The sequence below is a fragment of the Rhizobium sp. YTUHZ045 genome, assembly GCF_051124255.1.
Classification (GTDB): domain Bacteria; phylum Pseudomonadota; class Alphaproteobacteria; order Rhizobiales; family Rhizobiaceae; genus Rhizobium.
The window spans coordinates 268,626-292,017 of sequence record NZ_CP101433.1 but is presented as its reverse complement, the minus strand read 5'-3'; the positions used below and the strand labels follow the sequence as shown (position 1 = coordinate 292,017).

The window sequence follows — 23,392 nt, the reverse complement described above, 5'->3', positions numbered from 1 at the left end:
GTGCGTCAAAGTGGGGTATTCGCTTTAAAATGTGGACGCGAGCAACCGCAGAGCCACTGCCCGGCTTGTGAACTGCCTTACCAGCCATAGCTGAAGGTAGCGCCACTGCCGTTATCGCCATCTTGCACCACGTCGGTTTCAGTACTTCGCCCATACTGGAAAATGCCATAGGCATTGTTGTTGCCGTTCTGCCGCAACGTCGCGGAATGACCATTGCCCCGTTGCCTGACAAAGCCGAGGTTGCCGCGGCCAGCCTGAGCGATACCAGCCGCGTTACCCCGACCCAGCTGCCTGATGTCAGCGTCTTTCAAACCGCGATAGAGCGAATAGACGCGCAACCCGGTTGAAAAAAGTCCGGCATCCCGCGCATTGTCCGGTGCGAGGTTGAATGAGATCCGGCCGCCGGCATAGGCTGGCGCAGACAAGGCTACTTGGCCGAGGTTCCCAGCAAGAAGGGTAACGGCAAGGATCTTAAACAGGTTGCGGGTCATTCTGATCTCCATTTGCGGCTGCCTCAGCCGATGATCAACTTTCACATCTTGCAGCTGAACCCAGTCGGAATCGCCCGTTCAGTTGTCGTTCAGTCGCTTCGGCCCGGTAGAAGCAAAAGGACGCCGGAAACGGCGCCCTTTAGGAAAACTGGAGAATGTGGAGGCCGATTAGCTGCCGCCGATCTGCTTCACGCACCTGAAACTCTCATCCCCGACGACGACGTCCAGCGTGGCTTTGTATTTGGCTCCTTTCGAGTCGAGCGAGACCGAACCAAGGATTGCCGCATGTCCCTCGACTGCATCGAAATCGCCACTCTGGTTGATCGTGGAGCTTCCGCCGCCTCCCACTTTTTCGACATGGAAGGTGTAAGTCCCGCCGACATGCATGTCGGCGTGGACGAGCGCGTCCAGTCTCACCATACCTGCCTCCGGGGTTGCTTTGATTTCGCAAAGCTGCACGCGGTCAGATTGGTTGGCTTTCGTCATGGCGGAAACCGCGCCGACGGGAAGCAGGACCAGCGCGAGAATCGTCATCACGCGGTGCGGATGTTTGATGCTATTTGGCATGGTCGTTTTCCCCTGATGGTCTGCTGTTGCGATCACGTCACGTGCAGGCGCCTAAGGGCAGGCCTGGACGAAGGCCGCGACATTGCCGTTGCCGCCCTGGCTGACATTCGCGCTGCAGCCATGGCCGACCTGAACGCCGGCCGCGATGTTGCCATTACCGTCCTGGGTAAGAATGGTCGTGTGGCTGGAGCCGAATTGGCCAATGCCCGCTACGTTGCGGTTGCCGCGCTATAGGTGGCGCCATAGTTGTCATTGCCTTCCTGACCGACAGCTGAAAGATTATAATGACCATATTGACGGCCGAGAATCCGGTTGTAGCCACCGTTCTGATAGGTTCTGATCCGGTTTCCGTATCCTTCCTGTGCCCCACCGGCAGAGTTCGACCAGCCATATTGTTCGATACGAACATCATTGGCCATGGCGGGGGCTGCGGCGGCAATGCCGACGAGAGCGACGAGTGCGGTTGCAATGATAGACGTGCGGATCATGAATATGTCTCCTCAGGCGGATAAGACCGCGGTTGAACGTCTTTCTTCTAGACGCTCTCTTCGGAACGGAAGCTGAAGACACCATTCAGTCGGGGTTCATTCGCGGAGATCGGCGCCCCTCCGCGGCCAGATCACCCCTATCCTGCCTACTCGAGAGTTCAGGCAAGGGGTAGGTGGGCCCGCTCACGCGACACCAGCCAAATTCCGCTCAGACGATTGCTGTGCTTGCTCCCTCGCAAGGTCGCTCAGCATCTGTCGGGCTACGGCTGGCACAACATGATGTGGAAGGTGGCCGACGCCCTCGATCACCCTGATCGTCGGCCTCGGATGCTTCTGCCGAAGGCCATCGATATGCCAGGCCGGCTGAACTATGCGGTCCTCCGAACCGAACAGGACGTGCAATGGAAGATTGCCGGGCAGCTTCGGCTGAAGTTCCATGTCTTTGTTGAAGGCCCGCAGCTCGTTAGCCATTGTTTCAATTGCGCCCGGATTAACCATATGAGCGGCGGGCAATGCCGACAGCTGGGGAGGCAAAGGGTTTGGAAAGGACGACGATCGCAGACCACGCTCGAGAAAAAACGCTGCCCATCGGCTGATTATGTGCTGGCGGATCAATGAGCCCACCACCGGGGCGACGGATGCCCGGAGGATGGGCAGCGGTTTCGGTGGGACAGGCCTGCAGCACGGCGAAATCAGAAGCAATCCGTTCACCAGCTCCGGCCGGCGCGCAGCCAAATGAAGTGCCGGCGCGCTGCCGATGGAGTGGGCTACGATCGAGACGCAATGCAGATCCATTGCATCGATCAGGCGCTCAAGCCAAAAGGATTGGCCTATCGGTCCTCGTTCAGCGAGAGGAAGAGGGCTGCTGAAACCGTAGCCCGGGCGATCCGGGGCTACCATTCGGAACGGGCTCTGAGCAAACGGAAGCAGAACCTCTTCAGCCAGGCTCCCACAGCCATGGAGGACAACGATCGGCCTGGCGTTCAAGTCGCCGCTCTCCAGAACATGCACCTGGTGCTTGTCAATCTGGTGAATCGTTCCGATCCGGGGGCGAAATACCTGCTGCTTCAACATGATCCAACAAACGCCCGCGGTTGGTTCTCGGTTCCGCGACGCTTGTGGCTTAGTTCGACCAACCTGTTCTAGGCGGAGCGTGCCTGCGCAAGCCGTTGTAACAAGTTCCCACTGACACTGCCATCAGGGTTAACCTGCTCGCCCCCACAATGTTGTTCTAATGTCGCCTGGCTTCCCGGCAATATTTCCATTCCGATATCGATGACAGGGCTGGCGCTCCAAAGATCCTCTGATGCGCTCTTTCTCAGAAGCTTGAAAACATGCTAAGTTTCGTCGGCTACAGAGGGGAAAACCAATGCCACGCATCGCAAATCTTTACTTCAAGACCGCCATCATTTTTCTGATCGCCGGTATCTCGGTCGGCCTTCACATGTCGATTTCAGGTAACCATGCACCGACCGGGGCCCATGCCCACGCCAATCTGCTCGGCTGGGTCACCATGGCGCTCTTCGGCGTTTACCACGCGCTCAATCCACACAAGGCCGAGAAGCGCCTGGCGATGATCCAGTACATCGTCTATACCTTCGGTGTCGCGGTGCTGATCCCGTCCCTCTATCTGCTGCTTTCCGGAAACATGGCAATGGAACCGATTGTCGCCATTTCCTCGCTCATCGCCTTCGCCGGCGTGCTGATATTCGCCGTCATCATCTTCTCGGGCAGCGAGGCTTCGAGTCGGGCCGGCGTCTCCCGGGCGAGCTGATCCAATCGGGAAAGAGCGACGATCTCGGTTGCCAAGTTGCATGTTCGAATTTTCTTAGTGCATCTCCTGCTTTTGCACTGAGAATTATCGGGAGTTTCGGGCCTGGATTGGCAACCGTTGATCGACACTGTCAAATGCGGATCGCGCCAGTTTGCGAAGGCCTGGATTGAGCCGATCGCTGTCACATCGGCTCCGCGAGGGCGGAGATCTCCTAGAATGCACTGAGGCCCGTTCAGCAATCCGATCGCCAGGACATGAACGCGTTCGTGCCTGACGGCAGGCTGCGATTCGTTCGATCGGGAGTGAGCGCAGCTCGTTCGGATCGATAAGCTCCTCGCAAGCCTGGCTGTCTCAGTGCTTTTTCAAACCTTGTAAAGCTCATCGAAGTAGGCGCAGATCGGCCCGATGCGGCGGTGCAGATCAAGAAGATAGGTTATTGCAGCGGCGTGGACAGGGGTCATGAATTTCTGCATGGCCTGAATGACGCTGTCGGCCGCGAGCGTCTTCACGTCCTCGCCAATCAGCCCCGGCGACACTTTTGGCACCGGGCTCATCTTGCCGTCTGCCGCCTGCTTCAGGAAAAACAGAGGGCCTCACGACGGGAGCGCGTCAGGCCCGGGCCAGACTTCCCATTATTTCACGCGACGCAATAAACTCGCAATTATTCCCGCAATTGTGGAGGTGAGGATATGACGGCAATATTACCCCTGTCAGACGAACACAAGTTAGCTGAAGTTTTCAATAACGAAATCGCAGGACAAAGATGACCCAACCTTGCCATTCCATGACCCGCCGAGACGCGCTGTTGTCCATAGGCGCCGTTGCAGCAGCCATGGCAATTTCACCTTCTCTCAGTTTCGCAGCCAATGCGGCTCCCATCATCAACCCAATCGAAGGATCCAAGAACATGCCATATGTAACCACCAAAGACGGCGTCGAAATCTTCTACAAGGATTGGGGCCCTAAGGATGCCCAGCCGATCATGTTCCATCATGGATGGCCGCTGTCGTCCGACGACTGGGATGCGCAGATGCTGTTTTTCCTGTCGAAAGGTTTTCGCGTCGTCGCCCATGACCGGCGGGGCCATGGCCGATCCGCCCAGGTGGCCGACGGTCACGATATGGACCATTACGCAGCCGATGCCTTTGCCGTCGTCGAGGCGCTCGACCTGAAGAATGTCGTCCATATCGGTCATTCCACCGGTGGCGGCGAGGTCGCCCGTTATGTGGCCAAGCACGGCGAACCTGCCGGCCGCGTCGCCAAGGCGGTTCTCGTTTCGGCCGTGCCGCCGCTCATGCTCAAGACAGAGGCCAATCCCGAAGGCCTGCCGATGGAAGTGTTCGACGGTTTCCGCTCGGCACTTGCCGCCAACCGCGCGCAGTTCTTTCGCGACGTTCCGGCCGGGCCGTTCTACGGCTTCAACCGCGAAGGCGCCACGGTGCAGGAAGGCGTGATCCAGAACTGGTGGCGTCAGGGCATGATGGGCGGCGCCAAGGCCCATTACGATGGCATCAGGGCCTTCTCCGAAACCGACCAGACGGATGACCTGAAGGCGATCACCGTTCCGACGCTCGTCTTGCATGGGGAAGACGACCAAATCGTTCCGATTGCGGACTCTGCGCTGAAGTCGATGAAGCTTCTGAAGAAAGGTTCGCTGAAGACCTACCCGGGGTTTTCGCATGGCATGCTGACCGTGAATGCCGACGTGCTGAATGCCGACCTGCTGGCCTTTGTCCAGGCCTGATCGGTCCTGGCGACGGGTGCGGCCTCCCACGCACCCGTCGCCTCACAAAGATCCACAGGCGATCGGCGCGCTACCCTCTTAGATAGAAACAGTCCCCGTTAAATGATCAGGCGACCCCCAACTGCCGGATGCGGTGGTCCTTTGGCGTTTATCTCGTTGAAATAATTGCCACATGCGAAAAACAGCCACCGCCAAGACACCGGTACCTGTTGCCATGCAACTGACCCCGGACCTCGTAGCCAAAACCTTCAAGCCGGTCGAGGACGAGGGCCCAGAGCCTAACTGGACTCCAATCTCGGGTCAGCGACTCGATGAACTCGTCAGCAGAGTAGAGCGGGAGGCTGGTGGCGAGGAGATATGGGTGTTCGCTTATGGGTCTTTGATGTGGAACCCGGGCTTCGAAGTAGCGACAAGTGAAGAAGCCATTGCGTACGGGTGGCATCGTGCGTTCTCGTTAAGGATAGAACGGCTAAGGGCCACCTCCGATGCGCCGGGTCTGATGCTGGCGCTTCGGCCGGGAGGGAGTTGCTCTGGCCTCGTCCTGAAGCTCTCCTGCGCCACGAAAAGGCAGGATCTGCGTACGCTTCTGGCGCGCGAAATCCGATATGCCGAGGTGTGCGACATGGTGCGATGGGTTTCGGTCGAGACACCGGCGGGTAGACGCCGCGCGCTCACATTTTGGGCGAGCACGAAGCGATCACGGCTCACGGAGAAGATACCGCTCGATGACGCCGCAGTGTTGATCGCTCAAGCATGCGGACCGGCGGGATCCTGCGCGGAATACCTGCATCGGACGGTCTTGAATCTGGCAGACCGGAACATCTTCGATCGAAACCTGTGGCAGCTACAGCAAATCGTCGCCGCAAGACTAAGGGCGCTTTCACAGGACGGCTCGATCTGAGGAAGGTGTAAGTTTCCTGAGGATCCGTGATGATGCGCGGCGGTGTACGTCAATCCAGCATGACCATCTGCGCCGCGACTTGCTCTTCGAAGAATTTCGAGAATGAAGCGATGCGTGGTGGAAGGGCTTGGTACGGCGGGTAAAACAGCGTCAGCCACAGGTCAGGCGGCGCCCATCCCTTGAAGACGTGGACGAGACGACCGCTCCTGATGTGAACGGCGATGTTGAATCCTGGGAGCAGTGCGACACCTGCACCATCGGCGGCCATGTCCGCCAGTACCTCGCCACTGTTGGCGCTGAAGGCCCGACCTGCCGAGATCGTGATGCTTGAGCCACCGTCGGACAATAGCCAGTTCTCGCGCCGGCTTTCGCCACTATAGGCGAGGCAGTCGTCTGGCTTGAGTTCGTTGGGATGTTGCATATCGGCGAAACGGCTCCCCGGGGCCGCGACCAGGATGCGCGGCACTACCCTGATTTTTCTCCAGATCGTGTACTTGTCCGAAGGCTGTGATGAGATACGGATCGCCAGATCGTAATCGTCATCGACGATATTCACTAAACCGTCGGACAAGGAAATCTCAAAGCTCATCTTCGGATAGCGTTCCTTGAAACCTGACAGGATCGGCGGCAGCACGGTCTTGCCGAACCACGTCGGCGCGCTGATCCGCAGCCGCCCTTCGTCAGCCTTGTGTGCATTCATAACTTCGCGGCGCGCTTCTTCCAGCGTCTTCACCGCCGGCTGGATCTGGGCGGCGAAGATTGCGCCGTCAGTCGTCAACGAGACTTGCCTTGTCGTGCGCACGAAAAGCTGCACGCCAAGTTCCGCCTCGAGTGCTGCAATCGCGCGTGTGACGGCTGCCGGAGTCATGTCCAACTCGCGGGCGACCTGGGCGAAATTTCGCTTCTCGGCCGCGAGCAGGAAGGTTCTGAGGGCTTTATAATCGTTCATGTCATTGTTTCAGGATTTGCAATTCACTCGAGAGGAATATTGCAATACCCGATTGCGATCAATGGGCGTAGTTTTCCGATGAACAATTTAAATGCCCACTGAAAGGCATCTCCATGATCAAGGACATCAAGGGATTACACCACGTGACTTCGATGGCGTCGGACGCGCGGCAGAACAATCGCTTCTTCACCGATACGCTTGGTCTGCGCCGCGTGAAGCAGACGGTCAACTTCGATGACCCCAGCGTCTATCACCTCTACTACGGTGACGAGACGGGTTCGGCCGGGACAGTGATGACCTACTTCCCGTTTCCGAACATGATGCTCGGCCGCCCGGGTGTTGGCGAAGTTGGCGAGACACAGTTCTCCGTGCCGAAGGGTTCGCTGAAATTCTGGCTGGATCGCTTCATCGCTCAAGGTGTGGACGGGTTGGAATCTGACACTGTGTTTGGCGCCAATCGGCTTCGCTTCATGGGGCCAGACGGCGACGTCCTTGCTCTCATTGAATCCTCCGACGACAAGCGGGCACCCTGGGTTGCCAGCGGAATTCCCGACGATGCGGCAATTCGCGGTTTCACCGGCGCAAGATTCAGTCTGCACGACACCGCTGCGACCGAAGAGCTGCTCGGCTTCATGGGCTACCAGCGCGCTGACAAAGAGGGCGACGTGACCCGATTCATGATCCCCGACGGCAATGGAGCGGACACGATCGATCTGGCAGCGTTGCCGAAGACGCCTTTTGCGCGCCAAGGCGCAGGTTCGGTGCACCACATCGCGTTCGCCGTCGAAAACCGCGAGAAGCAGCTCGAAGTGCGCAAAGCTCTGATGGATACCGGCTATCAGGTGACGCCCGTCATCGACCGCGACTATTTCTGGGCGATCTACTTCCGCACGCCTGGCGGGGTGCTGTTCGAGGTCGCGACGAGCGAACCCGGCTTCAACCGGGACGAGGATACGGCGCATCTTGGGGAGGCTCTCAAGCTCCCAAGCCGATACGAGAACTACCGCACCGAGATTCAGGCCAACCTCGTGCCATTGGCGTCGTGAGCAGCAATCTCCCGTCAAAGCCACGATAAGAGCGCCGCGTCCGAAAGGGCCGCGGCGCTTTCCATTTCGGCCGCGCTTGCGGTCTAACGATTGTTGCAGATACCGCAATTCAATGGAAAGTCTTATTGCAATTCCGTGGGCATCAGCCGTGCGATAAGTTTGTTTTCAGCAGCCAAGACAACGAGTGAGCGGCTCCGAGACGGATCCAGGAACAGGTTCTCCGAACGAGCGTCGCACCCGCGTCCGATCAATTGCTGCTGCCCATTATAACACCGCAACAGGCGGTCCAAACAACCGAAGAGGAAGTGACCATGTCCAAGCTCGAAGTCCTGACCCCGGCAAACAGCCAGCTCATCTTCATCGACCAGCAGCCGCAGATGGCGTTCGGGGTCCAGTCGATCGATCGTCAGACGCTGAAGAACAATGTCGTCGGGCTTGCCAAGGCCGCCAAGATCTTCAACATCCCGACCACGATCACCACAGTCGAGACACAATCCTTCTCGGGTAACACGTATCCGGAACTGCTTGCTGTCTTCCCGGAGAACGACCTTCTCGAACGCACCTCGATGAACTCCTGGGACGACCAGAACGTCCGCGACGCGCTGGCGAAGAATGCCGCCGAGGGCCGCAAGAAGATCGTCGTCTCCGGTCTGTGGACCGAAGTCTGCAACACGACGTTCGCGCTTTCGGCCCTCCATGATGTCCCGGAATACGAGATCTACATGGTTGCGGATGCTTCCGGCGGCACTTCAGCCGACGCGCACAAATACGCGATGGACCGGATGGTGCAGGCCGGCGTGATTCCGGTCACCTGGCAGCAGGTCCTGCTCGAGTGGCAGCGCGACTGGGCCCGCAAGGAGACCTACGATGCGGTCACAGCCCTCGTAAAGGAGCATTCGGGCGCGTACGGAATGGGCATCGACTACGCCTACACGATGGTTCATGGCGCAGAAGAACGCGTCAAGCACGGCAAGCGCATCGGTCCGAATCCCGCAAAGTAACAGTCTGATCAGACCGCTCCGATCACCCCATCGGGGCGGTCCTTTCCGCAATCGGAGAACATCTCATGAAAATCTATCTAATGTCGCTTGGCGCTGGCCTGCTCGTCGGGACCGTCTATAGCCTTCTCAACGTCCGATCACCAGCACCGCCTGTCATTGCCCTGATCGGCCTTCTCGGAATCCTTGTCGGCGAACAAATTATTCCATTCGCGAAGACGCTTTGGAGAAACGAGCCGGCGGCGATCTCATGGGTTCATCAGATCAAGCCGCACATCTTCGGTCACCTGCCGAGGGGCGGCGACCGCATCAACATTGCTCATAAGGCAAAGGCGAGTGTAGAGGAGCGGGGCTGATGACCACGCGTCGATCCTTTCTCGGAGGTGCATCGAGCTTGGCCTTCTCGAACCTCTTCTCACCAGCGAAAGCTGCCGATCCCAGACAGACCGGAGTAGATACCATGCATCCCGACCTGATCCTCCACAATGGCCGCGTGACGACCCTTGACCGGACCAATCCGAATGCGACGGCAATCGCCATTAAGGATGGGCTGTTCCTCCAAGTCGGATCCGATAGTGAGATCATGGCGCGCGCTGGTTCCAGCACTAAGATCATCGACCTCAAGGGCAAGCGCGTTCTCCCCGGCCTTATCGACAACCATACCCATGTTGTTCGCGGTGGCCTGAACTACAACATGGAACTGCGCTGGGACGGCGTGCGCTCGCTCGCCGACGCGATGGACATGCTGAAGCGCCAGGTGGCGATCACGCCCGCGCCGCAGTGGGTTCGCGTCGTCGGCGGGTTCACGGAACATCAGTTCGCCGAAAAGCGGCTGCCCACTCTCGACGAGATCAACGCTGTCGCGCCTGACACACCCGTGTTCCTTCTGCACCTCTATGATCGTGCGCTGCTCAACGGTGCGGCTCTCCGCGCTGTCGGCTACACCCGTGACACCCCGAACCCGCCCGGAGGCGAGATCACACGCGATGCCAACGGCAATCCGACCGGTATGCTGCTTGCCAAGCCGAATGCAGGCATTCTCTATTCGACGCTTGCCAAGGGGCCCAAGCTTCCACTGGACTACCAGGTCAACTCTACCCGCCACTTCATGCGCGAGTTGAACCGACTTGGCGTGACAGGTGTGATCGACGCGGGTGGTGGTTTCCAGAACTATCCTGACGACTATGAGGTCATCCAGAAGCTGTCCGACGAGAACCAGATGACGGTGCGGCTGGCCTACAATCTCTTTACCCAGAAGCCGAAGGAAGAGAAGCAGGACTTCCTGAACTGGACCCAGTCGGTCAAATACAAGCAGGGTAACGACTACTTCCGGCACAATGGTGCGGGCGAGATGCTTGTGTTCTCGGCCGCCGACTTCGAGGATTTCCGCCAGCCCCGTCCGGAGATGGCTCCGGAAATGGAAGGAGAGCTGGAAGAGGTCGTCCGCGTCCTGGCCGAAAATCGCTGGCCGTGGCGTCTGCACGCCACCTATGACGAGACGATCTCCCGTGCCCTTGACGTGTTCGAGAAGGTCAACAAGGACATTCCACTCGAGGGACTAAACTGGTTCTTCGACCATGCCGAAACCATCTCGGATCGCTCGATCGACCGTATCGCCGCGCTCGGCGGTGGTATCGCCACACAACATCGTATGGCATATCAGGGCGAATACTTCGTTGAGCGCTATGGGCACGGCGTGGCGGAAGCGACACCGCCGATCAGGAAGATGCTCGACAAGGGCGTGAACGTCTCGGCCGGGACCGATGCCACCCGCGTCGCCTCCTATAATCCGTGGGTTTCGCTGTCGTGGATGGTGACTGGCAAGACGCTCGGCGGCATGCAGCTCTATCCGCGTGTCAATTGCCTCGACCGCGAGACGGCGCTCAGGATGTGGACCGAAAAGGTCACATGGTTCTCCAACGAGGAAGGCAAGAAAGGCCGCATCGAGAAGGGTCAGTTCGCCGATCTCGTGGTGCCGGACAAGGATTTCTTCTCCTGCGCCGAGGACGAGATCTCCTTCCTTGTTTCGGAACTGACAATGGTCGGCGGCAAGATCGTGTACGGCGCGGGTGACTTCAAGGCGCTTGACGAGAACGACATCCCGCCCGCGATGCCCGACTGGTCGCCTGTCCGCAAGTTCGGCGGTTACGCGGCTTGGGGTGAACCGGAAGGGGCAGGCGCTCGTTCGCTGCGCCGCACCGCTATCTCTACATGCGGATGTGCGAGCAATTGCGGCGTGCACGGCCACGACCATGCCGGAGCCTGGACATCCAAGCTCCCGATTGCCGACCTCAAGGGCTTCTTCGGCGCTCTCGGCTGCTCCTGCTGGGCGGTCTGACGAACATTTAGCTCGGGTGGCCAACTGCCACCCGATAGCCGCTCCATAATTGCCGATTTCGCAATTAAATCGAAACTATTGCTGCAATTGTTGGCAATGCGGTAACCAGCCAATATCGCTCCATCGAACGCAGCCGCTTGCGGCGAACATACAGGAGCACATATGACCTACCAAACTCAATCATCCAATCCAATCCGGAGCGGCGTGGCACGCGTCGTCAGATCGCCTGTCGTGCGGACGGCGTCGCTGATGGCTCTTTGCGCGGCCTACATCCAAGGCCCGCTCACCAAGGTCTTCGACTTCAACGGTGCCCTGAGCGAGATGGATCACTTCGGTCTGCACCCAGCCTCCTTCTTCGCAGTAGCGGTCATCGTATTCGAGCTGACGGCCTCCGCCATGGTTGTCTCGGGCTTCCTGCGCTGGGCGGGCGCGCTGGCACTGGCAGGCTTCACGCTTTTAGCGACCCTCGTCGCCCTCCGCTTCTGGGAAATGGCATCTGGAATGGACCGCATGATGGCCACCAATGCCTTCTTTGAACACGTCGGCCTTGCTGGCGCATTCGTGTTCGTTGCAGCATTCGACCTCACAAAGGGAGCAGGCAAATGAGCGCCGCAAAATCATCCGCGGGAGCCTTCGCGCCGCTTGCGCAGCCCGTGTTCGCTGTCCTCTGGATCGCCACCGTTATCGGCAATACCGGAACCTTCATGCGCGATGTCGCAAGCTCCTGGTTGATGACGGATCTGTCCGCATCGCCGGCCGCGGTCGCCATGGTCCAGGCTGCCGGAACCCTGCCGATCTTCCTGCTTGGCATCCCCGCAGGCGTTCTCACCGACATCCTCGATCGCCGCAAGTTCCTGATCGCCATCCAGGTGCTACTCGCCTCTGTCAGCATCGCGCTGATGGTTCTCTCGCAGACAGGCATGCTTTCGGTCAGCGCGCTGATCGGCCTGACCTTTTTCGGCGGCATTGGCGCGGCATTGATGGGACCGACATGGCAAGCAATTGTGCCGGAACTGGTGAAGCGCGAGGACGTGAAGAGCGCGGTGGCGCTCAACTCGCTCGGCATCAACATCGCCCGCTCCATCGGGCCTGCCGCGGGTGGCCTGCTTCTCGCAGCCTTCGGAGCCGGGATCACCTATAGCGCGGACGTGGCCAGCTATATCGTCGTGATCGCAGCTCTTGTCTGGTGGCCGCGGACAAAGAACTCCAACGATGCGCTTCAGGAGAACTTCTTCGGTGCGTTCCGGGCCGGACTTCGCTACACCCGCTCGAGCGAGCCACTGCACGTCGTGCTTCTGCGGGCCGCGATCTTCTTTGCCTTCGCCAGCGCAGTCTGGGCTCTTCTTCCGCTCGTTGCCCGACAACTCCTCGGTGGTGATGCAAGCTTCTATGGCATCCTGCTTGGTGCGGTAGGTGCTGGTGCGATCGGGGGAGCCTTGGTGATGCCGAAGCTGCGTCAACGCTTGAGCTCGGACGGACTGCTTCTCGGCGCCGCGCTTGTCACAGCAGCCGTCATGGGAGTCCTGTCGCTTGCGCCGCCGAAGATCATTGCCATCGTGGTCCTTCTTTTCCTCGGGGGAGCATGGATCACTGCCCTGACTACACTCAACGGGGCAGCGCAGGCCGTTCTCCCGAACTGGGTGCGTGGTCGTGGTCTTGCCGTCTATCTGACCGTCTTCAACGGTGCGATGACTGCCGGAAGTCTCGGCTGGGGTGCAGTCGGCGAAGCTGTCGGCATCCAGTCCACCTTGCTCATTGGAGCGGCCGGCCTGCTCATCGCCGGGTTCATCATGCACCGCGTGAAGCTTCCCGCAGGCGATGCCGACCTTGTGCCGTCCAACCACTGGCCCGAGCCGCTCGTTGCCGAGCCAGTTGCCCATGATCGTGGCCCAGTTCTCATCCTGATCGAATACAAGGTCGAGAAGCAGCACCGCACAGCCTTCCTGCACGCTCTCGACCATCTTTCCAGGGAACGTCGCCGCGACGGTGCCTACGGATGGGGTGTCACTGAGGACTCGGCGGACCCTGAGAAGATCGTCGAGTGGTTCATGGTGGAATCCTGGGCTGAACATCTTCGCCAGCACAAGCGGGTCTCGAACGCCGACGCCGATCTGCAGGGGAAGGTTCTGGCTTACCATGCCGGTCCTGAGAAACCCGTCGTCCGGCACTTCCTGACAATCAACCGACCGGCGGCGGCTTGACGCGGAAATAAGGGGTGGCGGCTGCGGCCGCCGCCTCCAAATCCTCTGGCGAGCTAGGTAACTCCTGCGATCATTTTGCGATGCGAACGCCGCCAATCCTACCGCAGCAGGCCTTCGCTCCCGAACTCGTCCCAACCGCTCAGCCCGGTCGCGGGGTCGTCATCGTTCGCATCAGCTTGTTTGACTTTTTCTTGTTTTTTCAGTGAACGCGTCAGCTTCGCCCGATAGGCGGCGCGTCGCCGGTTTTCCGCTTTCACCACCGCGTCTTGCTCGCGCCATTCGTCCACGGCCCCGCGGTCGAGCAGATCCTCTACAACCCGTGGATCAAATACGTGGAAGGTGATCCGTCGCGCTCGGCCTTGCAGCCGGACAGTTCTCGTTCCAGCGCTCGGAAGACGCCCATCCTCCAGCCAACGCATCCTTTCAGAGGCCGTGATCGTTAGGATGTCCTCGATCTCGCGAGGGATGATCCGAAGGTCTGAAATGTTCTGGAGGGCTTCGGTCACAATCGACGAGGTCGCGCGAAACGCCGTCTTCGAAGTCTCCGGCATGACGAGGGTAAGCTCGCCCGACTGCACATCCAGCGACTTTCTGACTGCCGGGGGCAGGCGGGACCGGATCTCCTGCAGGATTCCCTTCACCCTGACAGCCGATCCGAGCGTCGCCTCCACGGGGAGTGACCACTCCCTGATCAGCTCGGGATCATCGCTCTTATTTTTCGTCTTCGTGTTGGGCATACCGGAGCAGATGGGGTCGGAAGCGGCGAGCGTCAACCGGCTGTCTGTCCGATGCCCGCCTTTGGCGCTTCGCACATTCGGGCGATTTTGCTTGATCCACCAGGGCGGCCTATTGCGTCCGTTCTGTTAGCAGGGCACCCACCCTGCCGTGAGGGATCACCCACTTTAAAGCGGCAGGGCCGCTCAAGTCCTTCCGCCGCCAGCGGCCAGCGATTTGATCGGCTTGACTTCGTACTACATTGACGGGTTTTACCACAAGGAACGCGGCTATTCAGGACATCGCCAAGGTTCCGACCAACTCCCTCGAGTCCATGTCCACGTTGACGAGCGCCCTTGAAATCTGCGGTGAAAGGAATGCCCGCAACCTCGGCAGAAAGCCGCGAGTCAAGCCGCTGACGTGCGGTAGGTCGGACACTCGAGAGGATCGCCCGTACCGTGACAGACATCCAACTACCGGTCGTTGTCTTCCCCTCGCTTGAAATAGGGCAGCAGAGGCGGCGCCAATCAACAGAAGACGCCCACGCCGGAAAGGGGTCCAAATCCCGGCAAGCGTATCGTCAGGGTTTAGGGCAAGCGACGGATGGGCGGCGGTGGGAATATCGGCCGATCGAGAATGCACAATCGACTTGCTTCGGCACAGGCCTGAGATTGGGTCGGCCGAGATGCGCGAGAACAGACCGGCGGACGTCGCCACTCGGCAGCTGGGCAAAGCGGTCAGGCTTGATACCGTATTTTAGGGTGGACCATGTATTTGAACCTTACCTTTCTAGAGTTTCAGATGACCTGTTCCGGCGGACGATCTTTGCCGACATTTTCCGCAAGGAAATCTATGAAAGCGCGAATGCGGACTGCGAGGTGCTCGTGCCCGGCGAATACTGCGTGCATCAATTCGATGTCTTCAGGATTGTATTCTTCCAGCACGGGGATGAGTAATCCAGAGTCGATCTCTGGCTCTACATGAAATTGGCCGATGCGAGCCAAACCAACGCCGGCAAGGCACAGCCTGCGTATGGCCATTCCGCTGTTGACCGCGCTGTTGCCGGATACGGGCAACCGATACATCTCGGTCGATCCCGGCGCTCGAAAGGGCCACTCGTTGAGCGTTCGGCGGAAATTGAAAGTCAGGCAATTGTGGCCAGCCAGATCGGCCGGTGTCTTTGGTATACCATGGGCATCCAGATAGGCCTGAGATGCAACAATGACGCGCCGGCTTTCAAGGAGTTTTCGGGCTTTCAGGGACGAATCTTCCATGGGGCCGGAGCGGATCGCAATGTCGGTCCGCTCTTCGATCAAGCCAATGACGCCGTCCGAAAGTGATATGTCGAGTTGCACTTCGGAATAGAGTTTGAGGAACTTCGGGACGAGCGGGAGGAGATAGCGTTCGCCAAAGCCAACGGAGGCATTGACCCTGAGAATCCCTCGCGGCGCGACTTTTCTGCCAGACGCGATGATCCGTTCAGTCTCCGCAATGTCGCCCAGGATTCGCCGGGCTCTCTCCAGATAAATTTCGCCTTCCGGCGTGAGCGTCATCGTGCGGGTTGAGCGGACGAGCAGTCGGGTCCCGAGCCGGTCCTCAATCCTGGTGACAAGCTTGCTCACCGCCGAGGGCGAAAGTTTCAGGCGCCGTCCGGCCGCCGAAAAACTCTGCAATTCCGCTGCCTTTACAAATACTTCCATTTCACCAGTGCGATTATCCATCGTGTCTTCCTGTGAATTCGATTCACATCTGTTTCTTCAATAGTGCCAATTATCACAAAAGTTCCGTGCAATCATATTGCGGTCAACAACTTCATCTGACAGCGCTGCTGTCTTTGCAGCCGCCACCTCAACGGCGAGCGGAAGGAATTTATCATGCCTTTAGCAATCTTAGCCTTGACGATCGCGGCCTATGCGATCGGTACCACAGAATTCGTGATTGTCGGTCTTTTGCCGACCGTTGCCACAGACCTCAACATTACCCTGCCGCTTGCCGGGCTTATCGTGAGCGTCTATGCGCTCGGCGTCACCTTTGGCGCGCCGATCCTGACGGCGCTCACTGCCAAAATCGAAAGAAAGCCGTTGCTGCTCGGCCTAATGGCCTTGTTCATCGTTGGCAATACAGTCGCGGCGTCGTCGCCGGGCTACGATCTGCTGCTTGTGGCCCGGGTGATCGCCGCCTTCGCCCATGGCGTGTTCTTCTCGGTCGGCTCGACCATTGCCGCCGATCTCGTGCCGGAGAACCGCCGCGCTTCGGCCATTGCCATGATGTTCATGGGCCTGACAGTTGCCATCGTCACGGGCGTGCCACTCGGCACCTATATTGGCCAGATCCTCGGTTGGCGCGCGACTTTCTGGGCCGTTGCCGCACTCGGCGTCATCGCCTTCCTCGCCATTGCCGCCCTGTTGCCGCACACGCTCAAGAAGGCGCCGCCGGCAAGCCTGCTCGATCAGCTTCGCGTTCTTGGCTCCGGTCGTCTGCTCATCGTCTTCGCAATGACAGCGCTTGGCTACGGCGGCACCTTCGTCGCCTTCACCTTCCTGGCGCCAATTCTGCAGGAAATCACCGGCTTCTCCGAGGAGAGCGTCAGCCTTATTCTGGTTCTCTACGGCATCGCAATCGCAATCGGCAACATTGCCGGCGGCAGGATCGCCAACCTTAATCCGGTCAAGGCATTGATCGGTCTGTTCATCTTGCAGGCCATTGTACTTGTCATCTTGACCTTTACCGCGGCCTCGCCGGTTCTGGCGATCGTCACCCTTGCTGCGCTCGGGTTCCTTCAGTTCGGCAACGTGCCCGGCCTCCAGCTCTATGTCGTCAAACTGGCCAAAGAACACCGTCCGGGTGCCGTGGACGTCGCATCGGCTCTCAATATTGCCGCCTTCAACCTAGGCATCGCGATCGGCGCATGGCTGGGCGGTCTGGTGGTTGAATCGCCGCTTGGCCTCGGTGCGACCCCTTGGGTTGGTGCCATCCTGGTTGTCATCGCTCTGTTGCTGACCGTGTTGAGCGGCGCTCTCGACCGTCGCGCGGTTCCGGCCCTGAAGACAGCCTAACACAGCGACCCGGCGCGTTCGGCGCCGGGTCGCTCCCATCGGATCTCACCCAGGAGAATTCCCATGTCTACGTTGAAAGTCCGCCAGTTTTCCGCGCTTTCGGAGGACGCCTGACGCCCGGGGGGCGAAATTTCGTTTCTCGGCTGATGGCGATCAACGGGCGTGGTTTTGAGACGATCGCTGCCTTCATTGAGGGCCAGATTGTTTCCCCGACTGGTTACCGAAGGAGAATCCAAGAGATCTGCTGAAAACACGACTGCTGATGGCCGATGAACTAGTTGGCGGCTTTGGACGAATTGCAGATACCGCACGGAAACAAAACGGCAGCTATGTGGTTACTGATCAGACGCGCAGGAGCGTTTCCCTTGCGAGGAAAAGTAGCCGTAACGGGAGCAAGACGATGGACACAGCAACACATTGGGCGCTTCTCCTTGGCATATTGACGTTGGCGAGCTGGTTGGTCGGAGGCTTCGCGGCTGTGCTTGGAAACGTGGAGCTTGGCCATCACGGGCAAAAGACAGCCGAATATCTGACATTCGGTCTGAGCGTCACCGGCTTCATCTCCGCCATCGCGATGGTATTGATCCTGGTGATCCGATGACCTCGATCACCCGACTGGCCATAGGTCCGGCCTTCCCGCGACCGTCAATTATGTGGCTGCGGGCTGGATGATCGTTCGGGGGATGAGCTCTGATCGATCTGCCTATCCGCTACCCTGACGTCGCGCGGCGGTCTGCCCGGCGGCAGCAGGCGGACGACGAAAGATCGAGACTTGGTTGCGTCCGGCCTCCTTGGCGCGGTAAAGCGCCATGTCGGCCTCGTGCTGGAGATTGGCCAACGAAACATCCGTATCGAGTGCCGATTTGAACGCCACCCCGACGCTCAGCGTCACCGAGGGGCCAACGCTGGAGGCCGGGTTCGGCAGGGCGGCCGCTTCCACGCTTTCGCGTATTCGCTGGGCGACCGCGACGGCCTCTTCTTCATCGACATCAGGAAGCACGATGAGAAACTCCTCGCCGCCATGTCGAGAGACAAGATCGCGATCTGCGCGCACGCAGCTCTGGATGATGCCGGCAACCTTGACGAGGCAGCGATCGCCTTCGCCATGGCCGAGCTTATCGTTCAGCCCCTTGAAATGATCAATATCGCACATCAGCATGGCGACGCCAGTTTCGCGGCCATTGCGCCAGAGGCCCTCGAGCGTTTCCATCATCCAACGGCGATTGGCGATCCCGGTGAGCGGGTCGGTTCGGGCCAGCCGCTCCAATCGGGCGTTCGCGTCGGCCAGCTCCGCGACACGGCGTTGATCCCTGCAGTCCAGAAGAAATGTCTTCTGCGCCAGGATGTTCATCGTTCGCCTGGCGACCACCGTCGCGATGATCCCACAGGAAAAGAACAGGGTCGCGGCGACGACACTGCCCGCCTCCAAGAGCGGGTTGTACCATTGGAGGATAAAGTAGAGACAAAGGGCATAACAGGCAATTGCAATCGTCCAGGCCAGCGGTACGCTGAAGATGGTGATTGCGCTCGTCGCGACGAACAACATGATGCTCAAATGCCGCTCGTAAAATTCGCCGCCGGCATAAACGCCGACGAGCCCGACCGAGAGGAGAATAAGGAACATTCCCACAAGCAGCGACGCCCGCTGAACGGCCGCCGGCCGCGGCTTGTTCCAGACGACCGCGGTCAAGATTGCCGCCGGCGGCAAAAGGCAGGCGGGGGCAATCATCGACAGAACGATCTGCCCGGGAAGCAGGAGTGCGTTCAGCGCCAGCGTCAGAACATCGACGAATGCGACCCAAATCATCCAGGAGCGGATGACCTTCGCGGTCTGCCGCCACAGCCTTTCGTCAAAACGGCGGCGCAGCTCGCCCGTCAGGCGGATATCGCGGGTTCGGCCCGATAAAAGACGTTCGACCTCATCCGCCATTACGCCAGACAGCGGCCGTGGGGGCACAGACCCCGCTGGAGAGGTTTCAGAGGAAGTGCTTTTGGCATCACTCATCTTTGATTTAACTAGCCGCGATGCAAAGCCCGGCAAGGCTTACGTACCCGCATCGGGATTCGTATGTTGATATTTTGTAAACAAGATTGCGCGCGCGGTCTGGGCCGGATCGTCTCGCTCATGCTACCAACCCTTTTCCGAAAGGGGACAGGATGAGGCTCAAACTGGTTGCAGTTGCGGTTGCGGCGCTGGCGCCGGTGGTTGCGATGCTCGTCTACAACGAGGTCGCGCTCCGCCACCAGCGCAACGAGGAAGTGCGCGCCTCCGCTGCACAGGCGGCGCGGCAAGCCTCGTCGGAAGTCGAACGGATCATCGAGGGTCTGCACGCACTTCTCGTCGCCGTATCCGCCATGCCTTCCGTCCGGCACCTCGACGTCCAGGCTTGCAACGATGCACTGAAGTCGGTTGTCGAAAGCATCCCCAACATCCGCACCATCTTCGTCGCCGGTCTCGATGGGCGGCCGATCTGCGGAAGCATGGCTTTTCCCCCGGGCGTGGTGTTTTCCGACCGCGATTACTTCCGGCAGACTCTGGAGACCAAAGACTTCGTCGTCGGCACCTATACGCAGAGCCGCCTTTCCGATCGCCCGGTGTTGCCGCTCGCGATGCCGCTGATGGAAGGCGATAGCATCAAGGCGATGATCATCAGCGGAATTCGGCTGGACTGGCTGCAGAACCGCATCACCGAGCGCGGTGTTGCTCCCGGCAATGCGGTGACGCTCGCCGACGCCAAAGGGACCATCATTGCGCACGTTCCCTCTCCCGAACAGTTCGTCCGCACGGTTATGCCCGAGGAATACCAGCGGCTGATCCACGCCGAACAGCCTGATGTCATCGAGATGACCGGCCAGGACGGAACAGCGCATATCCTCGGCTATCGCCCGATAGCCTTGCCTTCCAACCCACTCTATGTCAGCGCCGGCTTCTCGAAGGCGGAAGCCTTCGCGCCGATCGACCGGGCGACGCTGATGAATACGCTCGCCATCATCGGCGGTGCGCTTTTCGCCTTCCTCGCCGCGATTTTTATCGGCAACCGCTTCATCCTGATACCGATCTCCAGGATCGCGGATGTGATGGAAAGTTGGCGCAGCGGTCAGACGACGGCGCGGACCGGCATGAAGGGACCGGGCGAGCTGGGGCAGGTCGGCGCAACCTTCGATCGGCTGCTCGATGAACTCGAAGAGCGCAGGCGCCAAAATCAGCAGGCGGAGGAGGAACGAAGCCTGCTCGTCCGCGAGCTGGCGCATCGCGTCAAGAATGGCTTCACGCTCGTGCAGGCGATTGCCAGACAAACCTTCTCGCGGTCCGATCCGGAGAGATACAGTTCCTTCGCCGAGCGGCTCGCAGCCCTCGCCGGCACCTATGACCTCATCCTGTCGCGGGAGGGGTCGGCTTCGCCCATTCGGGATATCCTCTCCGCAGCCCTGCGGGCGCATGTCGCCTCGCAAGCCGAGCGCGTTCATCTCGAAGGAGCGGACGTCGTTCTTCCCGCAGACACCGCCCTGCCGCTCTCGCTCGTGATTCATGAGCTGGCGACCAATGCAACCAAGTATGGAAGCCTCGGCAGCGAAAATGGAACAGTCACCATCGAATGGGAACATGAGGATGGATGCGTCCAGCTTCTGTGGACGGAAGCCGGCGGCCCGCCGGTCTCGACGCCGACGAAAAAGGGCTTCGGCTCGGTGCTCATAGAACGTGCCTTCCCTTCGAAGGCGCAGGCGCGATCCCGGGTGGACTACCGGACCGAAGGCCTCATCTTCGAAGTAATATTTTCGATTGGGGAACCGGTTGCCAAAGGCGAAGTTGACCCTCCAAGCCGGGACGAAAAGCATACGAGCCAGACATGAAAACCAAGGTAGTCGTGGTCGAGGACGAAGCTCTGCTGCTGATGATGGCGGTCGCCATCGTCGAGGAGGCAGGCTTTGAGGCGCTCGAGGCACGCAATGCCGACGAGGCGCTGATGCTTTTCGAAAGAGTGCCCGGCATCCGGATCCTGTTTACGGATATCGACATGCCGGGCAGCATGGATGGCTTGATGCTGGCAAAGGCTGTCCGCGACCGCTGGCCGCCGGTGGAAATTATCCTCGCCTCCGGCATGAAGCAGCCGGACGCGAATGACCTGCCTGAGCGCGGCCTCTTCTTCTCCAAGCCTTACGACATCCGCAAGCTCACCGATGCGCTCGTCAGGATGGCTGCCTAAAGCATGGTCTTCAAAAACGTCGCCGAGGCGTCTTTGGAAGCTGAGCCATGCATCCTTTTGGAATCTTGTGCGTTTCCCTAGAGCGGATCATTGCTTATCGGAATCGGTTCTGGATTCCCAAATCAGCAGATTTGTGATTCATGATGGATGCTGGAATGGAGGCCAGCATCCATGACGCGACCCTATTCGAATGATCTTCGCGAGCGAGTCGTTGCAGCGGTTGTGGACGGTCAGAGCTGCCGGGTGGTGGCGGAGCGGTTCGACATAGCTGTCTCATCCGTGGTGAAGTGGTCACAGCGTTATCGGGCCACCGGCAGTGTGTCACCGGGCAAGATGGGCGGCCATCGCCGACGTGTGCTGGAGCCGCACCGCGCCTTCATCGTCGAGCAGATCGAGCAGACATCGCATCTGACGCTACATCGGCTGAAGGATGAGTTGGCCGCCCGTGGCGTGAGCGTCTCCCACAATGCCATCTGGCAGTTCATGCGCCGCGAGGGCTTGAGCTTTAAAAAAAACGCTGTTCGCCCTTGAGCAGGGCCGCGCCGACATTGCCCGGCGCAGAGCCCGCTGGAAAGCCTGGCAAGACCGCTTCGATCCGAAGCGGCTCGTCTTTATCGACGAGACCTGGATCCGCACCAACATGGCGCCGTTACGCGGGTGGGGGCCGAGGGGCAAAAGATTGCGCGGCTTTGCCCCGCATGGCCGCTGGCGCACCCTGACCTTCCTCGGCGCCCTACGCTGCGACAAGCTCACTGCGCCCTGCGTCTTTGACGGTCCCATCAATGGCGAATGCTTTCACGCCTATGTCCGCCAGCAGTTGATCCCGACCCTCAAACCTGGCGACATCGTCATCCTCGATAATCTCGGCTCTCACAAAGCCAAAGCCATCCGCGACGCCATCAGGGCCGTCGGCGCCAGGCTCTGGTTCCTGCCAAAATATTCCCCCGACCTTAATCCGATCGAACAAGCCTTCGCCAAGATCAAGCACTGGATGCGCCAAGCCCAAAAGCGAACCATCGAGGAAACCTGGCGCCATCTGGGCTTACTCGCCGACACCATCAAGCCAGAGGAATGCGCCAACTACTTCTCAAATGCGGGCTATGCTTCCGTCAAAACATGAAAGGCTCTAATCCAACAGCAAAGGAGACGATCATGTCGAAACGTGAACTGGTAGATACGGGCACCGACAAGCGCTACGTCCGCCGCGACGATCGCGGTCGCTTCAAGGAATCCGACGACGTCGGCCGCTCGCTGTCGGCAGACAAGCGGCGGCGGGCAAAGAATGACACCAAGCCCGGGGAAGGCGACCGAGGCGACCATCACGCCAAAAAGCACTGAAGGCGCTGCGGCGGGAAAACCTCTTGACGTCAGGAGGAGGCCTCACTTCTTCGCTGGCGAGGGACGCTGTAGATCGATGCGGCTCGTCACGACCGACTGGCCCGAGGCCGGATCTCGGTCAACCGTTTGCAGTCGCAACCTGTCTTGCCCGACTTTCTCAATCATCAGCGTGGCGTCTCGATCGCCATTGACGATCCGCGCCCAGGTCACGCGCAGGTTCAGTGCCTCACCGTTCCTGCTGCCGGCAAGCTTGGACGGCTGCCCCGATGGACCGATGTAATTCCCGGTATAACGCTGCCCGGCTGCCTTCACACTCGCCGAGAAACTTCGGGTGAAAACCGCCAAGCCGCGGCATTTTCCGTTCATCGAGACGGCGGATGCGCTGGCATCTGATCTGAGGGTACACGAGACATTGAAATTGGTGCCGCCTATCTTGGTGAGCACGATTCCACCCCCGCTCCAGTCACCTGCCAAGGATTGCAAAAACCCTGCCTCGGACGCCTTTACGTTCGACGGCAAGCAGGAGAGCGAGAGCAAAGTCGCGATCAGGACGGCACGCATGATATCCCCCACGCTAGCGTG

General features: G+C 59.5%; 24 protein-coding genes and 1 pseudogene. 15 read left to right on the top strand and 10 right to left on the bottom strand.

Annotation, left to right across the window (positions count from 1 at the left end; translation table 11 throughout):
- Positions 1-77 precede the first annotated feature (77 nt).
- The 4 genes and pseudogenes from NMA58_RS23525 to NMA58_RS23510 all read right to left on the bottom strand — a co-directional run bounded on the left by NMA58_RS23525 (position 78) and on the right by NMA58_RS23510 (position 2,620).
- The gene (locus NMA58_RS23525; protein ID WP_434714123.1) at positions 78-491 is read right to left on the bottom strand and encodes a curlin; all 414 of its coding nucleotides are present in this window, start codon (positions 489-491) and stop codon (positions 78-80) included.
- 168 nt (positions 492-659) lie between these two features.
- Positions 660-1,058, bottom strand: coding sequence for a curli-like amyloid fiber formation chaperone CsgH (csgH, locus tag NMA58_RS23520; RefSeq protein ID WP_183705633.1), 399 nt, complete (start codon positions 1,056-1,058; stop codon positions 660-662).
- 51 nt (positions 1,059-1,109) lie between these two features.
- A pseudogene (locus tag NMA58_RS23515) lies at positions 1,110-1,546 on the bottom strand (curlin).
- Between the two features lie 183 nt (positions 1,547-1,729).
- Positions 1,730-2,620 carry an alpha/beta fold hydrolase gene (locus tag NMA58_RS23510; RefSeq protein WP_434714122.1) on the bottom strand — a complete coding sequence of 297 codons (891 nt, stop codon included), beginning with the start codon at positions 2,618-2,620 and terminating at the stop codon, positions 1,730-1,732.
- 295 nt (positions 2,621-2,915) lie between these two features.
- Here NMA58_RS23510 and NMA58_RS23505 point away from each other — a divergent pair, with 295 nt between their 5' ends.
- Positions 2,916-3,320: a hypothetical protein gene (locus NMA58_RS23505; protein ID WP_434714121.1), complete on the top strand. Its 405-nt coding sequence runs from the start codon at positions 2,916-2,918 to the stop codon at positions 3,318-3,320.
- Between the two features lie 362 nt (positions 3,321-3,682).
- Here NMA58_RS23505 and NMA58_RS23500 read toward each other — a convergent pair whose 3' ends face one another.
- A complete protein-coding gene (locus NMA58_RS23500) occupies positions 3,683-3,874 on the bottom strand; it encodes a hypothetical protein (RefSeq protein ID WP_221139239.1) in 192 nt (63 codons plus the stop codon).
- 209 nt (positions 3,875-4,083) lie between these two features.
- Here NMA58_RS23500 and NMA58_RS23495 point away from each other — a divergent pair, with 209 nt between their 5' ends.
- Together NMA58_RS23495 and NMA58_RS23490 are read left to right on the top strand one after the other, a co-directional pair.
- Positions 4,084-5,064 carry an alpha/beta fold hydrolase gene (locus NMA58_RS23495; protein WP_434714120.1) on the top strand — a complete coding sequence of 327 codons (981 nt, stop codon included), beginning with the start codon at positions 4,084-4,086 and terminating at the stop codon, positions 5,062-5,064.
- A gap of 172 nt (positions 5,065-5,236) precedes the next feature.
- On the top strand, positions 5,237-5,965 hold the full coding sequence (locus NMA58_RS23490) for a gamma-glutamylcyclotransferase (RefSeq protein ID WP_434714119.1): 729 nt from the start codon (positions 5,237-5,239) through the stop codon (positions 5,963-5,965).
- A gap of 49 nt (positions 5,966-6,014) precedes the next feature.
- On the opposite strand, the gene NMA58_RS23485 is transcribed toward NMA58_RS23490, so the two are convergent.
- The gene (locus NMA58_RS23485; protein ID WP_434714118.1) at positions 6,015-6,914 is read right to left on the bottom strand and encodes a LysR substrate-binding domain-containing protein; all 900 of its coding nucleotides are present in this window, start codon (positions 6,912-6,914) and stop codon (positions 6,015-6,017) included.
- A gap of 113 nt (positions 6,915-7,027) precedes the next feature.
- On the opposite strand from NMA58_RS23485, the gene NMA58_RS23480 reads away from it, so the two are divergent.
- The 6 genes from NMA58_RS23480 (at position 7,028) to NMA58_RS23455 (ending at position 13,497) form a co-directional block, all read left to right on the top strand.
- Entirely contained in the window at positions 7,028-7,960 is a 933-nt protein-coding gene (locus NMA58_RS23480; RefSeq protein ID WP_434714116.1) for a VOC family protein, read from the top strand.
- Positions 7,961-8,271: 311 nt separating this feature from the next.
- The gene (locus NMA58_RS23475) at positions 8,272-8,961 is read left to right on the top strand and encodes a hydrolase (RefSeq protein WP_097600131.1); all 690 of its coding nucleotides are present in this window, start codon (positions 8,272-8,274) and stop codon (positions 8,959-8,961) included.
- Between the two features lie 65 nt (positions 8,962-9,026).
- Positions 9,027-9,314, top strand: a complete 288-nt coding sequence (locus NMA58_RS23470) for a XapX domain-containing protein (RefSeq protein WP_097600130.1) — start codon at positions 9,027-9,029, stop codon at positions 9,312-9,314.
- Positions 9,314-11,296, top strand: coding sequence for an amidohydrolase family protein (locus NMA58_RS23465; protein WP_434714114.1), 1,983 nt, complete (start codon positions 9,314-9,316; stop codon positions 11,294-11,296). The genes NMA58_RS23470 and NMA58_RS23465 overlap by 1 nt, the downstream gene beginning before the upstream one ends.
- Before the next feature lie 162 nt (positions 11,297-11,458).
- Positions 11,459-11,902, top strand: a complete 444-nt coding sequence (locus NMA58_RS23460; RefSeq protein ID WP_434714112.1) for a DoxX family protein — start codon at positions 11,459-11,461, stop codon at positions 11,900-11,902.
- A complete protein-coding gene (locus tag NMA58_RS23455; RefSeq protein ID WP_434714111.1) occupies positions 11,899-13,497 on the top strand; it encodes an MFS transporter in 1,599 nt (532 codons plus the stop codon). Before NMA58_RS23460 ends, NMA58_RS23455 begins: the two co-directional genes overlap by 4 nt.
- A gap of 98 nt (positions 13,498-13,595) precedes the next feature.
- On the opposite strand, the gene NMA58_RS23450 is transcribed toward NMA58_RS23455, so the two are convergent.
- Together NMA58_RS23450 and NMA58_RS23445 are read right to left on the bottom strand one after the other, a co-directional pair.
- Positions 13,596-14,234: a hypothetical protein gene (locus NMA58_RS23450; protein WP_434714353.1), complete on the bottom strand. Its 639-nt coding sequence runs from the start codon at positions 14,232-14,234 to the stop codon at positions 13,596-13,598.
- Between the two features lie 774 nt (positions 14,235-15,008).
- Positions 15,009-15,932 carry a LysR family transcriptional regulator gene (locus tag NMA58_RS23445; RefSeq protein ID WP_434714109.1) on the bottom strand — a complete coding sequence of 308 codons (924 nt, stop codon included), beginning with the start codon at positions 15,930-15,932 and terminating at the stop codon, positions 15,009-15,011.
- Positions 15,933-16,085: 153 nt separating this feature from the next.
- Between NMA58_RS23445 and NMA58_RS23440 the strand changes: the two genes are divergently transcribed.
- Together NMA58_RS23440 and NMA58_RS23435 are read left to right on the top strand one after the other, a co-directional pair.
- Positions 16,086-17,267 (top strand): MFS transporter, encoded by a 1,182-nt coding sequence (locus NMA58_RS23440; protein ID WP_434714108.1) that lies wholly within the window; start codon positions 16,086-16,088, stop codon positions 17,265-17,267.
- A gap of 262 nt (positions 17,268-17,529) precedes the next feature.
- Positions 17,530-17,868 (top strand): hypothetical protein, encoded by a 339-nt coding sequence (locus tag NMA58_RS23435; RefSeq protein WP_434714106.1) that lies wholly within the window; start codon positions 17,530-17,532, stop codon positions 17,866-17,868.
- A 102-nt stretch (positions 17,869-17,970) separates the two neighbouring features.
- On the opposite strand, the gene NMA58_RS23430 is transcribed toward NMA58_RS23435, so the two are convergent.
- On the bottom strand, positions 17,971-19,272 hold the full coding sequence (locus tag NMA58_RS23430; RefSeq protein ID WP_183705589.1) for a GGDEF domain-containing protein: 1,302 nt from the start codon (positions 19,270-19,272) through the stop codon (positions 17,971-17,973).
- A 152-nt stretch (positions 19,273-19,424) separates the two neighbouring features.
- Between NMA58_RS23430 and NMA58_RS23425 the strand changes: the two genes are divergently transcribed.
- The 4 genes from NMA58_RS23425 to NMA58_RS23410 all read left to right on the top strand — a co-directional run bounded on the left by NMA58_RS23425 (position 19,425) and on the right by NMA58_RS23410 (position 22,810).
- The gene (locus NMA58_RS23425; protein ID WP_434714104.1) at positions 19,425-21,119 is read left to right on the top strand and encodes a sensor histidine kinase; all 1,695 of its coding nucleotides are present in this window, start codon (positions 19,425-19,427) and stop codon (positions 21,117-21,119) included.
- Positions 21,116-21,472: a response regulator gene (locus NMA58_RS23420; protein ID WP_183705592.1), complete on the top strand. Its 357-nt coding sequence runs from the start codon at positions 21,116-21,118 to the stop codon at positions 21,470-21,472. Before NMA58_RS23425 ends, NMA58_RS23420 begins: the two co-directional genes overlap by 4 nt.
- Positions 21,473-21,643: 171 nt before the next feature.
- A protein-coding gene (locus tag NMA58_RS23415) for an IS630-like element ISRel6 family transposase (protein ID WP_434710177.1) occupies positions 21,644-22,592 on the top strand; the annotation gives its coding sequence in 2 pieces (ribosomal slippage) (positions 21,644-21,979 and positions 21,981-22,592; 948 coding nt in all).
- Between the two features lie 32 nt (positions 22,593-22,624).
- On the top strand, positions 22,625-22,810 hold the full coding sequence (locus NMA58_RS23410) for a hypothetical protein (protein ID WP_221139102.1): 186 nt from the start codon (positions 22,625-22,627) through the stop codon (positions 22,808-22,810).
- Between the two features lie 42 nt (positions 22,811-22,852).
- Here NMA58_RS23410 and NMA58_RS23405 read toward each other — a convergent pair whose 3' ends face one another.
- Entirely contained in the window at positions 22,853-23,371 is a 519-nt protein-coding gene (locus tag NMA58_RS23405; RefSeq protein WP_434714103.1) for a hypothetical protein, read from the bottom strand.
- Positions 23,372-23,392 lie beyond the last annotated feature (21 nt).

Excerpts from the sequence above, each read along its gene's own strand:
- NMA58_RS23525 (WP_434714123.1), bottom strand. The coding sequence starts at position 491 with ATGACCCGCAACCTGTTTAAGATCCTTGCCGTTACCCTTCTTGCTGGG.
- csgH (WP_183705633.1), bottom strand. The coding sequence starts at position 1,058 with ATGCCAAATAGCATCAAACATCCGCACCGCGTGATGACGATTCTCGCG.
- NMA58_RS23510 (WP_434714122.1), bottom strand. The coding sequence starts at position 2,620 with ATGTTGAAGCAGCAGGTATTTCGCCCCCGGATCGGAACGATTCACCAG.
- NMA58_RS23505 (WP_434714121.1), top strand. The coding sequence starts at position 2,916 with ATGCCACGCATCGCAAATCTTTACTTCAAGACCGCCATCATTTTTCTG.
- NMA58_RS23500 (WP_221139239.1), bottom strand. The coding sequence starts at position 3,874 with ATGAGCCCGGTGCCAAAAGTGTCGCCGGGGCTGATTGGCGAGGACGTG.
- NMA58_RS23495 (WP_434714120.1), top strand. The coding sequence starts at position 4,084 with ATGACCCAACCTTGCCATTCCATGACCCGCCGAGACGCGCTGTTGTCC.
- NMA58_RS23490 (WP_434714119.1), top strand. The coding sequence starts at position 5,237 with ATGCGAAAAACAGCCACCGCCAAGACACCGGTACCTGTTGCCATGCAA.
- NMA58_RS23485 (WP_434714118.1), bottom strand. The coding sequence starts at position 6,914 with ATGAACGATTATAAAGCCCTCAGAACCTTCCTGCTCGCGGCCGAGAAG.
- NMA58_RS23480 (WP_434714116.1), top strand. The coding sequence starts at position 7,028 with ATGATCAAGGACATCAAGGGATTACACCACGTGACTTCGATGGCGTCG.
- NMA58_RS23475 (WP_097600131.1), top strand. The coding sequence starts at position 8,272 with ATGTCCAAGCTCGAAGTCCTGACCCCGGCAAACAGCCAGCTCATCTTC.
- NMA58_RS23470 (WP_097600130.1), top strand. The coding sequence starts at position 9,027 with ATGAAAATCTATCTAATGTCGCTTGGCGCTGGCCTGCTCGTCGGGACC.
- NMA58_RS23465 (WP_434714114.1), top strand. The coding sequence starts at position 9,314 with ATGACCACGCGTCGATCCTTTCTCGGAGGTGCATCGAGCTTGGCCTTC.
- NMA58_RS23460 (WP_434714112.1), top strand. The coding sequence starts at position 11,459 with ATGACCTACCAAACTCAATCATCCAATCCAATCCGGAGCGGCGTGGCA.
- NMA58_RS23455 (WP_434714111.1), top strand. The coding sequence starts at position 11,899 with ATGAGCGCCGCAAAATCATCCGCGGGAGCCTTCGCGCCGCTTGCGCAG.
- NMA58_RS23450 (WP_434714353.1), bottom strand. The coding sequence starts at position 14,234 with ATGCCCAACACGAAGACGAAAAATAAGAGCGATGATCCCGAGCTGATC.
- NMA58_RS23445 (WP_434714109.1), bottom strand. The coding sequence starts at position 15,932 with ATGGATAATCGCACTGGTGAAATGGAAGTATTTGTAAAGGCAGCGGAA.
- NMA58_RS23440 (WP_434714108.1), top strand. The coding sequence starts at position 16,086 with ATGCCTTTAGCAATCTTAGCCTTGACGATCGCGGCCTATGCGATCGGT.
- NMA58_RS23435 (WP_434714106.1), top strand. The coding sequence starts at position 17,530 with ATGGCCGATGAACTAGTTGGCGGCTTTGGACGAATTGCAGATACCGCA.
- NMA58_RS23430 (WP_183705589.1), bottom strand. The coding sequence starts at position 19,272 with ATGAGTGATGCCAAAAGCACTTCCTCTGAAACCTCTCCAGCGGGGTCT.
- NMA58_RS23425 (WP_434714104.1), top strand. The coding sequence starts at position 19,425 with ATGAGGCTCAAACTGGTTGCAGTTGCGGTTGCGGCGCTGGCGCCGGTG.
- NMA58_RS23420 (WP_183705592.1), top strand. The coding sequence starts at position 21,116 with ATGAAAACCAAGGTAGTCGTGGTCGAGGACGAAGCTCTGCTGCTGATG.
- NMA58_RS23410 (WP_221139102.1), top strand. The coding sequence starts at position 22,625 with ATGTCGAAACGTGAACTGGTAGATACGGGCACCGACAAGCGCTACGTC.
- NMA58_RS23405 (WP_434714103.1), bottom strand. The coding sequence starts at position 23,371 with ATGCGTGCCGTCCTGATCGCGACTTTGCTCTCGCTCTCCTGCTTGCCG.